This window comes from Fulvivirga aurantia (genome assembly GCF_009711475.1).
Classification (GTDB): domain Bacteria; phylum Bacteroidota; class Bacteroidia; order Cytophagales; family Cyclobacteriaceae; genus Fulvivirga; species Fulvivirga aurantia.
This window is the reverse complement of sequence record NZ_SMMD01000871.1, coordinates 1-12,374: the sequence shown is the minus strand read 5'-3', so window position 1 is coordinate 12,374 and position 12,374 is coordinate 1. Positions and strand designations below refer to the sequence as shown.

Sequence of the window (12,374 nt, the reverse complement as noted above, 5' to 3'; positions counted from 1 at the left end):
TGATAAGCGAGATGACCGTAGAGACGATAAAAAGAGCAGCAAAAAAGAAGGTAACATTACCGACTTTGATGGTGTAATTGAAAATGAAGGTGTATTGGAGATCATGCAGGATGGCTACGGCTTCCTTAGATCTTCTGATTACAACTACCTGGCCAGCCCAGATGATATTTATGTATCGCCTTCTCAAATAAAATTATTTGGTCTTAAAACAGGTGACACTGTAAAAGGCCAGATAAGACCACCTAAAGAGGGAGAAAAGTATTTTGCTCTATTAAGAGTGAGTAGCGTAAATGGCAAAACTACTGATGAGATCAGAGACCGTGTGCCATTCGAATACCTGACGCCACTTTTCCCTGAAGAAAAAATTAAACTCAGCAACAAGCCTAGCGATTACTCTACCAGAATTTTAGACCTTTTCTCACCAATAGGTAAAGGACAAAGAGGTATGATCGTAGCACAGCCTAAAACAGGTAAAACTGTATTATTAAAGAATGTGGCTAACGCTATCGCTGAGAATCATCCTGAGTGTTACCTGATCATCTTACTAATCGATGAGCGTCCTGAGGAAGTAACTGATATGGCCAGAAGCGTAAAAGCTGAAGTTGTATCTTCTACTTTTGACGAGCAGGCAGATCGCCATGTAAAAGTATCGAGCATGGTACTAGAAAAAGCCAAAAGAATGGTTGAGTGTGGTCACGATGTGGTTATTTTACTTGACTCTATCACCAGACTGGCAAGAGCCTACAATACAGTAGTACCTTCTTCTGGTAAAATTCTATCTGGTGGTGTTGATGCTAACGCTCTGCACAAGCCAAAAAGATTCTTTGGAGCAGCGAGAAACGTAGAAAACGGTGGATCACTTACCATCCTGGCTACAGCACTTATCGAAACTGGCTCTAAAATGGACGAGGTTATCTTTGAAGAATTTAAAGGTACTGGTAACATGGAACTGCAGCTTGATAGAAAACTTAGTAACAAGAGGGTTTACCCTGCTATTGATGTACCTGCTTCTGGTACAAGAAGAGAAGACTTACTCATGAGCGATGAAGAAATGCAAAGAGTATGGATTCTACGTAAGTTTATGGCAGACATGAACTCAGGCGAAGCCATGGAATTCCTTCTTTCTAAAATGAAAGGAACCAGAAATAACGAAGAGTTTCTAATCTCAATGAATGGTTAATGATTTGAGAAATCCCTAAATACGAAAGCTGTCCCGGTTACGGGATGGCTTTTTTTATGTATTAACAGAAACTACTATGGCTCTAATGTATTTTCTTCTTTTTCTAGCTGGCCTTTTTGGCGGGTTTGTAGCAGGTCTGGCTGGCATTGGCACAGGCTTTTTACTTATCGTAATTATTCCTTTTGGGTTGCAGGCGTTAGGTATACCTGCAGATGAAATGGTAAAATTCACCATAGCCAATACCATTTTCGCCACTATGTGCTCATCCTTTATGAACAACCTTACCACTATTTCTAAAGGTAAATTTTATGGAAATGAATCTGTTTGGGCTGCAGGGGCAGCTGTGGTAACGGCAGCTTTACTTTTACAATTTGCTGTATTACGTATTGACTACCCAAAAGAAATTTACAATGCTATCATCATCTCATTCCTAATTTACGTGGTGATCAGATCGATCATCAAACTTAAGCGACCCGAAGAATCACTAGAAAAAATCACAAATTCCAAACTGGCAATCACTGGAGCTACAGGAGGTTTAGTTGCAGCATTTACGGGGCTCGGTGGTGGCTCAGTGGTTATGCCTCTGCTTTCCTTATGGCTCAAGATCGATATAAGAAAAGCCAAGGCGATAACTTATGCCATTATTTTCGCCATTGCTTTTGTGCTTACCATTGTAAATGTAAGTAATCAACCTGCTTTTGCCCCGGGTGTCGCCCATATGGGCTATATCATATTGCCAATAGCTTTACCACTAGCTGCAGGTGTTATTCTTGCCTCTCCGTTTGGGGTGCTCCTGAGCCACAGGGTTAAGCCTCAAATTATTTCATACGCCTTTATATCCATCATCATATTAGTCATTGCCCGTAAGAGCATCGAGTTATTTTTATAGGCTGAACGATTTTGCATTCTTTTTTGTAGAGAATTGTCACTAAATTTGAGCTATGAGTTTATTATTTGATGATTTTGCCAGCTGGAAGGCTTATTGTGAAGAAAAAAAGCAGACCCTTTTTGAGCCCGTACTAGAGTACGAAAAGGATCAAAAAGACCGGACTGAAAAACAGGTATGGGATGGATTGAATAATGCCTACACAGTAATGAAAGATGCTGTAAAAACAGGCCTTAAAGAAGACATGACCTCGAGGTCTGGCATGATAAACAATGGTGCAAAAAAAGTTTATCAACATAAAAAAACAGTACTCTCTAAAGAATTTCAAAACCTTATTTCACGCGCCCTCGCGGCAAAAGAAGTAAACTCATGCATGGGTCGAGTGGTAGCAGCACCTACAGCAGGAGCATCTGGCATATTACCAGGTACTCTTTTTACACTACAGGAAATTCACGATATACCTGACAAGAAGATTTTGGAAGGCCTGTTGGTAGGAGCTGGAATTGCACTTATTATAGAAAAGAAAGCTTCTTTAGCCGGAGCAGTCGGTGGTTGTCAGGCAGAGACCGGAAGCGCTGCAGCCATGGCAGCGGGTGCTATTGTGTATTGTCTCGATGGAGATATCGATCAGGTTTTCAATGCCGTTGCAATTACCATTCAGTGTATGTTAGGCTTAGTTTGCGACCCTGTTGCCGGCTTAGTAGAGGTACCTTGCGTGGTAAGAAATGCCAGTGCAGCAGCCATCGCCAACTCATCGGCTCAAATGGCTCTTGCAAATCTTAGCGGGGTTATACCTGTAGATGAATGCATAGATGCCATGGGTGAAGTAGGGCAAAGTATGGAAAACCGCTATAAAGAAACGGCCATGGGCGGTCTTGCAGCTACCAAAACAGGTCAGAGCATTTCTAAAAAGGTGCTCATTCAGGATATTGAAATACTACCTGACGAGGATACAGACGAAAGCTAAGGAGTGCTATAACCGGGTAGTATTTTGGGGCCGAATAGGTAAATCGCACTTGAAAATATTACGGCCCAGACTACAGCCCAAACGAACATCCAACTAATAATTTTCTTTTTTGGACTACCAAAACTGGTAAGTAAAACAGTACCTCCAATCGGAGTAAAAATAATTGGAGTCAGACAAGTCACTCCTATAAGCCCGTATTTATTCCAGATTTTTACAAATCTTCGATTTCTAGGTGTAAACACCCTACGCTTCCTAAATATTCTTTTGAGTACTTTCTCTCTCAAGAGCTGACCTAAAAATGTAAAAAGTAATACACTGGTCATCGTACCTGCTACTGTAATTGCAATTGTGACAAACAAGCTAAATCCACTGGCATAACCCAGTGTGGGTCCTGCAATAAATTTTACCATGGTCAGTAAATAGACCGTCAAAATCTTGAGTATTTCTTCTAGCATTAATTAAGCTATAACAGTATATGTGTAGTAAACATATATAGATAAAAGTATAATACCCGAGACCCGGGTCATTAATCTTTTATAAAGCATCATTGGAAGAATGATAAGCGTTACTCCCAGCATGGCCACCATGTCATGCTCCAGGATTTCTTCACTCACGTGTATGTTTTGGATGATACTGGTAATACCTAAAATAGAAAGGACATTGAAAATATTTGAGCCCATAAGATTACCCAGGGCCAGGTCAGTTTCTTTTTTAATTGATGCTACTATAGCTGTGACTAATTCTGGCAGACTGGTACCGAGTGCAAGTACCGTAATACCAATTACCCGCTCACTTACTCCTAAAAATGAAGCTAAATCCTTCGCTCCCCCAACAAACCAATCCGCCCCGAAATAAAGGCCCGCACACCCACCAACGATATACACAATGTCCATCCATAGCTTAGAACTTTCATCTGGCAGGTCAAGATCTTCTTCAAGTGCCCGTATTGCCTTGGTTTCTTTTCGGGATTTTCTAATGATGTAAAACGTGTAGACAATAAGTAGGCCTATAAATATAACGCCCTCATAGGTAGAAATTAGGTCATCCTCTTTTACCACAAAATACAAAAGCAGTGCACTACCCATAGTTACCGGCCAATCTAGCTTGATGGTATCGGCCTGCACTCTTATAGAACCAATAATGGCTGTCACGCCTAAAACCAAGGCCAGATTACAAATATTTGAGCCTACAACATTGCCCATTGTCATATCAGGGCTGCCATCGAGGGCAGCTTTCACACTTATCAATAACTCTGGGGCTGAAGTACCAAAAGCGACAATGGTAAGCCCTACAACCATAGGAGAAATATGTGCTCTTAACGCTACGCTTGATGCCCCTCGTACCAGGAAGTCTCCCCCCAATATGAGCACAAAAAGGCCTACAATAAGCATCAAAATGTTAAGCAGCATATATTCTATATTTTCTCACCGTAGCTCAAATCACCAGCATCTCCCAAGCCTGGTATGATGTAGGAACGTGTATCAAGTTTATCGTCCAAGGCATAAACCCAAACGGTGTAGTCAATATTCAAACAATCAGAAATATAGTCAATTCCTTCAGGAGCAGCAATAGCAGCCGCCACATGTATGTGTGCTGGTTTGCCATAAGCCAGGAGCTTATTCACAGTTTTTACCAACGATTTACCTGTGGCCAACATGGGGTCTGTCAAGATTACCACTCTATTATCCAGATTAGGAACTGCCAGGTAGTCTAGCTGAATCTCTATATCCTCTCCTTCCTCACGGTAAGCGCCTACAAACCCACCATCAGCCTGATCAAAAATATCTATAAACCCGTTGTAAAAAGGCAGTGCTGCACGTAATATGCCTATTACTACCGGTTGGTTTTTTAACAAATTGACTTTAGCTAATCCCAACGGGGTCTCTACTGTTTCCTCTTTATATTCTAAAGATTTAGAGATTTCAAAGGCCATATACTCACCTAGCCTTTTAAGGTTATACCTAAATTTACTACGGTCGTTTTGGATACTTTTATGCCTCATTTCATACATGAAATGGCTGGCAATAGAGTGATCTTTATTAAGAATATTAATCATTAAAAAACGGTCGCAAAAGCTTCTATTTTAAAAAAATTCAAGTTAAATAAAATTTGCTTAGATACACTTTTTTTACCCTAAATTCTAAGTATTATTTAACTCCACTCTGTTTGTAAGTGATAATCTTGCAAGTAGTGCCTCTGCTCTGTAGCTTCGCATATTGATCGACAATTACTGAAGTAGAAGTAAGCTAAAACATTCCCTTCTCTATGCAATTATTACATGACTTATGTCAAATTCATGCACCCTCTGGGGAAGAGGTCCACGTGAAAAATTTTCTGATAGACTATGTAAAATCTAATCAGGAGTCGTGGGTAAGGCAACCTGAGATAATAGAAGGAGATGAATTACAAGATTGCCTGATACTGAAATTTGGCAACCCAAAAACTGCCATCTTTGCTCATATGGATTCTGTTGGCTTTACAGTAAGGTACCAAAATCAACTTGTGCCTATTGGCGGCCCTGATGTGCAGACCGGCTATAAATTAGTTGGCGAAGACTCTCTCAGTTTGATTGAATGTGAATTGGAAGTGAGTAAAGACAATCAGCTTTTTTACAAATTTGGCAGAGCTATAGACACCGGCACCTCACTCACTTTTAAGTGCGACTATCAGGAAGACGAAGAATATGTAACCTCTTGCTATTTAGACAATCGATTGGGCATCTATAATGCACTTAAAGTGGCAGAAACTCTTGAAAATGGCGTGATTGTGTTCAGTGCCTGGGAAGAGCATGGTGGCGGATCTGTACCTTATCTGGGTAAGTACGTTTTTGAAAAATGGGGAGTTAAGCAAGCACTTATTTCAGACATTACCTGGGTAACTGATGGCGTACACCCAGGTGAAGGTGTGGTAATCTCACTCAGAGACCATAGCATACCAAGAAAGTCATTTATTGATAAAGTACGTACAATCGCTCAGGAAAGTGGTGTTGATTTTCAACTAGAAGTAGAGAGTTCCGGGTCAAGCGATGGTCGTGAGCTACAGCACTCCCCATATCCGTTTGATTGGTGCTTTATTGGTGCTCCTGAGCAGAATGTTCATTCTCCCGAAGAAACCGTTCACAAAAAAGATATTCTGAGCATGGTTGACCTATACAAAGAGCTAATGGCTCATTTATAGGCACTTCATTTAAAATTTAATCTTATATTTGCACGCCTTTTGTTCGACAAGAGGCATTTTTATTTTAAGCTATGGTAGTAAAAGACAAAGCATTTGAAAAGTATATAAGCAGTGAGGAGCTGGCCGAAAAAACGCGCGAAATTGCCGTAAGACTAAATGCGGATTATAAAGAAAAGCGACCTCTTTTTATAGCTATACTCAACGGCTCATTTATGTTTGCTGCCGACCTCATGAAAGAAATTAATATCGAATCAGAAATTTCTTTTGTAAAAGTAGCTTCTTATGAAGAAATGGAAAGCACAGGTAATGTCAAGCAGCTAATTGGCCTAAATGAAAACATTTTTAATAAAGATGTTGTAATCATTGAAGACATTATTGATACTGGCAGAACCATAGTAAAAATCCTCGAAGAGTTTAAATCTCTTGGAGCGAATAGCGTAGAAGTAGTCACCTTACTGCAAAAACCAAAATCAAATGAAGTAGGTGATCAGCTTAAGTATGTTGGTTTTGAAATACCAGATAAATTTGTCGTTGGCTATGGATTAGACTACGATGGGCTGGGAAGAAACTTGAAAGACATCTACCAACTCAAAGACTAATCGGCTAATTTCCTTTATATTTAGACCCTTAAAATTATTGCGATGTTAAATATTGTATTATTTGGCCCTCCTGGTGCCGGCAAAGGCACTCAGAGTGAGAAACTAATTAACAAATACAAACTCACTCATATATCAACAGGAGACCTGTTTAGAAAGCACTTGGGAGAGGGTACTGAGTTAGGAAAACTAGCTCAAAAATACATGGACGATGGATACCTTGTGCCTGATGAGGTTGTGATCGGCATGGTAGACGACAAGATTAAAGAGACTACTGATGCTAACGGATTTATTTTCGATGGCTTTCCACGCACAGTAAATCAAGCTGAGGCGCTAGACAAACTTATGAATGGTAAGGGCACGCCTATTTCAGGCATGATTGCTTTAGAAGTACCATTTGACGAGTTGAAAAAACGCCTTCTGGAAAGAGGTAAAATTTCTGGCAGAGCTGATGATCAAAGCGAAGAGAAAATAAATAATCGTATCAAGGTTTATCAAAGCGAAACTATACCGGTATCTGAGTTTTACAAGAAACAAGGAAAATTTACAGCTGTAAACGGTGTAGGATCTATAGACGACATTTTTGGTAAAATCTGTGGTGTAATTGACGGCTTACAGGTTCAGAACAACTCCTAAGAGTGGCCTCATCTAACTTCATCGATTATGTAAAATTTTGCTCACGCTCCGGTGCAGGTGGCTCCGGGTCTGTGCATTTTCGTAGAGAAAAGCACGTACCCAAAGGTGGCCCCGATGGAGGTAACGGAGGTCGTGGTGGGCATATCATACTCAAAGGCAATACCCAACTTTGGACATTGCTACACCTGAAGTACAAAAAACATGTAATTGCAGAAAATGGCAAGCCTGGTGAAGGAGGTCGAAGATCAGGGGCTGAAGGTGAGGATATAATACTTGAAGTGCCTCTGGGGACAATCGCCAAAGATGCCGAAACCGGAAAAAAGCTTTTTGAAATTACCGCAGATGGTGAAGAACAAATTCTTACAGAAGGAGGTCGAGGAGGCCTTGGTAATGAAAACTTCAAAACCTCGACACTGCAAACACCAAGATTTGCACAACCCGGAGAGCCTGGCAAAGAAGAGTGGGTAATTCTTGAACTCAAGCTTTTGGCAGATGTAGGGCTTGTAGGTTTTCCAAATGCCGGCAAATCAACATTGCTCTCAGTTTTATCAGCAGCCAAACCCGAAATTGCTGATTATCCTTTCACAACACTTACTCCTAACCTTGGAGTTGTAGCCTACAGAGATTACAAATCTTTTGTAATGGCCGATATACCGGGCATTATAGAAGGAGCCGCTGAAGGCAAAGGATTAGGTACTCGATTTCTAAGGCATATAGAAAGAAACGCAACGCTTTTATTTCTAATACCTGCCGATGCAGATGATATAAAGAAAGAATATCAAATCTTACTTGGCGAGCTTAAAAAATACAACCCCGAGCTGCTAGACAAACACCGCATTCTGGCCATTTCTAAAAGCGATATGCTCGATGATGAGCTAATAGCTGAAATGAAAGAAGAGCTGCCAGAAGATATTGAGACTACCTTCATCTCTTCCATTACACAAAAAGGCCTTCAAGAACTCAAAGACACGCTCTGGAAGGTTCTTAACAAATAATGTCATTTTGACATAACACACCTTTTGGCAAAGTAATTGTCGCCCTAATACCGAATTTTTATGAATCACGTAAGACAACGCAGTAATGAAAAAAGAGAATATTGACGAAAAAGACGTGCAAAGTACGGAAGAAGCCAATACTCAAGCTGCTGAAGCCGGTGAAACACCTGCAAACAGCGAAGATATAAAAGACAAAATAGAGGAAGAAACAGAAGAGGAAGCTACTGACAATGAAGAAATGTCGGAAGAAGAGAGCGAAATCTCACGCCTTCAGGACGAATTGTCAGAAAGTAAAGATAAATATTTGAGGCTCTATTCTGAATTTGAAAATTTCAGAAGAAGGACATCCAAAGAAAAATTGGATATGGTGCAGACAGCCAACGCTGAACTGATGGCTGACCTTATTCCTATTCTGGATGACTTTGAAAGAGCTATGAAGACATTGGGCGAGAAAGACGCTGACTTAAAAGCGGCTAAAGATGGCGTTCAGCTTATTCAAAACAAATTTAGCAAAGCTTTAGAGAGAAAAGGCCTTACCCCGATGGATAGCAAAGAGGGAATGGATTTCGATCCTGAGATACACGAAGCGATTACACAAATACCTGCACCTAAGCCAAAACTTAAGGGCAAGGTGGTAGACGTAATAGAAAAAGGTTACTTATTGAAAGATAAAGTGATCCGTTACGCTAAAGTTGTAATCGGAAGCTAAGTAAATACAGAAGAATGGCAAAGAGAGATTATTACGAAGTATTAGGAGTTGATAAGTCAGCATCTGCTGAAGAAATAAAAAAAGCTTATCGTAAAACAGCTATTAAGTACCACCCTGACAAAAATCCGGATGATGCTGAAGCTGAAGAGAAGTTTAAAGAAGCAGCAGAAGCTTACGAGGTACTGAAAGACCCGCAAAAGAAACAGCGATATGACCAATACGGACACGCTGGTATGAATGGCGGTGGCTTCGGTGGCGGAGGCATGAATATGGATGACATATTCTCTCAGTTTGGCGACATCTTCGGTGGTGGCGGTGGTAGCCCATTCGATAGCTTCTTTGGAGGTGGCGGTGGCCGAGGTGGTCGCAGACAAAGAAGAGGCTCTAACCTTAGAATAAAACTCAGCCTTACGCTCAAAGAAGTTGCTGAAGGTGCAGAAAAGAAAATAAAAGTAAACAGGCTGGTAAAAGCTGACGGAGTAACTTTCAAAACTTGTACCACCTGTCATGGTACGGGCCAGGTTAGGAAAGCCGTAAATACCATGCTCGGACAGATGGTTTCTACAAGCACCTGCCCTACTTGTAATGGTTCGGGTCAATTAGTAGACTCAAGACCTCCGGGTGTAGACAGCAGTGGCTTGCAGTCTAAGGAAGAGATTATTTCTGTAAAAATACCTGGTGGTGTGAGTGATGGCATGCAGCTGTCTATGTCAGGCAAAGGAAACGAAGCCCCTGGCGGTGGCCCAGCAGGAGATTTACTTATTGTAATCGAAGAAAAGAGTGATGATAAACTCGTAAGAGAGGGTAACAACGTAATATATGATCTTTACGTGAGCTTTATAGATGCTGCCTTAGGAGCATCAGTAGAAGTACCAACGATATCTGGCAAAGTGAGAATCAAAATTGAGCCGGGTACTCAAAGTGGTAAAATCCTCAGACTGAGAGGTAAAGGAATCAAAGATTTAAACGGTTACGGAAAAGGCGATCAGCTGATTCACGTAAATGTTTGGACGCCTAAAAGCTTAAGTTCTGATGAGAAAAATACACTCGAAGCATTGAGAGAATCATCTAATTTTCAGCCTCGACCTGATAAAAATGACAAAGGATTTTTCGAAAAAATGAAAGAATTCTTTTAACGAATAAAAGATCAATTATAACAAAAGCTGCAAATACCTGATTTGCAGCTTTTTTTGTGAATTTTTTTTCTGAATACCGTAACACTCATATAGCTTCTTCGTATTAAATGGTCATGCGGAGAAGAATTCTTATTCTGGGTGCGGGGATCATCAGTACTACCCTTTCTTTCTCACAAATAAAAAAACAGTTTTCTGTCGATAACGATAGAAAAGTTGAGAAAGTAGATTTAAAGTTTAAAGTAAATAGCGGTCAGTGTTTTATCAAACCAGGTGAAACATCAGATCTGCTTAATGTTTACAGCAATCAAGATTTTGATAGCTACTCTCATTCTTTTGAGAAAGAAACAAACCGGGAGACCTGCAAAATCAACTTAGCCCTTGAAGACAACAAATCACAGGGCCTCAGCCAATCTATATCTTACCGCATGTTTGGCAAATCTGAGAGTACTCCCGAAAAAATTTGGAAAGTATACCTTACCGAAGACAAGGCCTATAATTTGAATTTAAATTATGGCATTGGTCACGCTAATATAGATCTGTCTGGCTTATCTGTGGAAAAGCTCAAAGTCTTTACAGGTAGTGCAGATGTAGTGATCGATTATGAAAACGATGGTTACAACAAAGTAGAAATGGATACTTTTTATGTAAAAGTAGACCTGGGATCTGTAGCCGTTAAAAAACTAAACCTTTCTAAATCTAGAAATGTAGTAGCCGACATCGGTTTTGGAAATCTCACCTTAGACTTTAGCGATAAACCCGAAGTTGCAAGTAACATAAAGAGTAGCGTAGCTGCCGGCAATCTTCTGATCTTATTGCCTCCTGCCGAAACACCGGTGATGATAAAAGTTACAGACTCATGGCTCTGTCGCGTAAAGCTCACTAAGTCTTTTAAGAATTTAGGAAATAACACTTTCGTGAACGCTGCCTACACAAAGGACGCTGAGGATGTGCTTACTTTTAATCTTGATGTAAGTATGGGCAGCATTGAGTTTCGCGACAAATAGCTTCCAATCATCAGTTTAGTTACACCTTCAATTTCTTAATTTACCGCTTACTTTAAAGAGCCATCACGAGCTAATTTTTTGATTAATTTTAAAAAAGCTTTAATGTTTTGTGATATTATGCAGACATTATCGACTTATAACCTAATCAAAATTATTTTTAACAGTGGATGCACTCAAAGTAACCAACATTACCAAGCGATATGCCAACCACCTGGCACTTAATGGTGTAAGCTTATCGATACCAAAACAAGCTATTTATGGCTTACTAGGCCCAAATGGTGCGGGAAAAACTACCTTAATTAGAATTATAAACCAGATCATCGAAGCCGATGAGGGAGAGATCTTAATCAATGGTGAAAAACTCAACCAGGATCACATTTCTATCATAGGTTATCTGCCTGAAGAAAGAGGCCTTTATAAAAAAATGAAGGTAGGTGAACAGCTTGTTTATTTAGGGCAACTTAGAAACCTCTCTCGAAAGGATGCCATTCTTAAAAGCAAAGCATGGACTAAGAAATTAGGCATCTATGAGTGGTGGGATAAAAAGATTGAAGACCTCTCTAAGGGTATGGCTCAAAAAATTCAGTTTATCTCTACCGTCTTGCAGGAGCCCGAACTCATAATCCTGGATGAGCCATTTTCTGGCTTTGACCCCGTAAATGCAAACTTGATAAAAGACGAAATCCTTGAATTGAGAGACAAAGGGAGTACGGTGATCTTTTCTACCCACAGAATGGAATCTGTAGAGGAGCTTTGTGATCATATCGCGCTCATTAACAAATCTGAAAAAATACTTGAAGGCACTAAAAAGGATATTAAGCAGTCTTATAAATCAAATACTTTTATTGTAGATCATAAAGGCAGACTCAATGGCTCCTTAGCCGAAGACTTCAAAGTGATAAATGATCAGGCATTAGATGAAGATTACTTTCAGAGCAATATTCAAATCAAAGCTGGCACTACGCCTAATGACTTGCTCAAAAATCTGATTGGTATTACAGAAGTACACTCTTTTGTAGAAAAAATACCTAGCATAAACGAAATTTTCATCTCAAAAGTAGAAGGAGGCAACCATGAATAAGATATTT

At 40.1% G+C, this 12,374-nt stretch carries 14 protein-coding genes; 11 read left to right on the top strand and 3 right to left on the bottom strand.

The genetic code is table 11. The annotated features are described in order from the left end of the window. The 3 genes from rho to sdaAA all read left to right on the top strand — a co-directional run. A partial coding sequence (gene rho / locus E1176_RS13940; protein WP_155211244.1) for a transcription termination factor Rho occupies window positions 1-1,180 on the top strand: 1,180 nt, incomplete at its 5' end. 85 nt (window positions 1,181-1,265) lie between these two features. Next, window positions 1,266-2,069: a sulfite exporter TauE/SafE family protein gene (locus tag E1176_RS13935; RefSeq protein ID WP_185152813.1), complete on the top strand. Its 804-nt coding sequence runs from the start codon at window positions 1,266-1,268 to the stop codon at window positions 2,067-2,069. 52 nt (window positions 2,070-2,121) lie between these two features. Then, window positions 2,122-3,033 carry an L-serine ammonia-lyase, iron-sulfur-dependent, subunit alpha gene (sdaAA, locus tag E1176_RS13930; RefSeq protein WP_155211242.1) on the top strand — a complete coding sequence of 304 codons (912 nt, stop codon included), beginning with the start codon at window positions 2,122-2,124 and terminating at the stop codon, window positions 3,031-3,033. Here the strand turns inward: sdaAA and E1176_RS13925 are convergent. The 3 genes from E1176_RS13925 to upp are packed head-to-tail and all read right to left on the bottom strand — an operon-like array spanning window position 3,030 to window position 5,089. Beyond that, a complete protein-coding gene (locus E1176_RS13925) occupies window positions 3,030-3,488 on the bottom strand; it encodes a hypothetical protein (protein WP_155211241.1) in 459 nt (152 codons plus the stop codon). The two genes, sdaAA and E1176_RS13925, sit on opposite strands and share 4 nt — an antisense overlap. A gap of 3 nt (window positions 3,489-3,491) precedes the next feature. After that, window positions 3,492-4,442, bottom strand: a complete 951-nt coding sequence (locus tag E1176_RS13920; protein WP_155211240.1) for a calcium/sodium antiporter — start codon at window positions 4,440-4,442, stop codon at window positions 3,492-3,494. Window positions 4,443-4,447: 5 nt separating this feature from the next. Beyond that, window positions 4,448-5,089, bottom strand: coding sequence for a uracil phosphoribosyltransferase (gene upp / locus E1176_RS13915; protein WP_155211239.1), 642 nt, complete (start codon window positions 5,087-5,089; stop codon window positions 4,448-4,450). Window positions 5,090-5,298: 209 nt separating this feature from the next. Between upp and E1176_RS13910 the strand changes: the two genes are divergently transcribed. From E1176_RS13910 to E1176_RS13875, 8 genes are all read left to right on the top strand, one after another. Continuing rightward, window positions 5,299-6,210, top strand: coding sequence for a M20/M25/M40 family metallo-hydrolase (locus E1176_RS13910; protein WP_155211238.1), 912 nt, complete (start codon window positions 5,299-5,301; stop codon window positions 6,208-6,210). Between the two features lie 71 nt (window positions 6,211-6,281). Further along, complete coding sequence (gene hpt / locus E1176_RS13905) at window positions 6,282-6,809, top strand: hypoxanthine phosphoribosyltransferase (protein WP_155211237.1); 528 nt, start codon at window positions 6,282-6,284, stop codon at window positions 6,807-6,809. Window positions 6,810-6,851: 42 nt separating this feature from the next. Further along, entirely contained in the window at window positions 6,852-7,442 is a 591-nt protein-coding gene (locus E1176_RS13900) for an adenylate kinase (RefSeq protein ID WP_155211236.1), read from the top strand. A gap of 2 nt (window positions 7,443-7,444) precedes the next feature. Further along, window positions 7,445-8,437 (top strand): GTPase ObgE, encoded by a 993-nt coding sequence (obgE, locus tag E1176_RS13895; protein ID WP_185152812.1) that lies wholly within the window; start codon window positions 7,445-7,447, stop codon window positions 8,435-8,437. Between the two features lie 85 nt (window positions 8,438-8,522). Next, window positions 8,523-9,146, top strand: a complete 624-nt coding sequence (locus E1176_RS13890; RefSeq protein WP_155211235.1) for a nucleotide exchange factor GrpE — start codon at window positions 8,523-8,525, stop codon at window positions 9,144-9,146. A 14-nt stretch (window positions 9,147-9,160) separates the two neighbouring features. After that, window positions 9,161-10,282: a molecular chaperone DnaJ gene (dnaJ, locus tag E1176_RS13885; RefSeq protein WP_155211234.1), complete on the top strand. Its 1,122-nt coding sequence runs from the start codon at window positions 9,161-9,163 to the stop codon at window positions 10,280-10,282. Between the two features lie 113 nt (window positions 10,283-10,395). Then, window positions 10,396-11,286, top strand: coding sequence for a hypothetical protein (locus tag E1176_RS13880; RefSeq protein ID WP_155211233.1), 891 nt, complete (start codon window positions 10,396-10,398; stop codon window positions 11,284-11,286). A gap of 163 nt (window positions 11,287-11,449) precedes the next feature. Then, window positions 11,450-12,367 carry an ATP-binding cassette domain-containing protein gene (locus E1176_RS13875; RefSeq protein ID WP_185152811.1) on the top strand — a complete coding sequence of 306 codons (918 nt, stop codon included), beginning with the start codon at window positions 11,450-11,452 and terminating at the stop codon, window positions 12,365-12,367. Window positions 12,368-12,374: the final 7 nt, after the last annotated feature.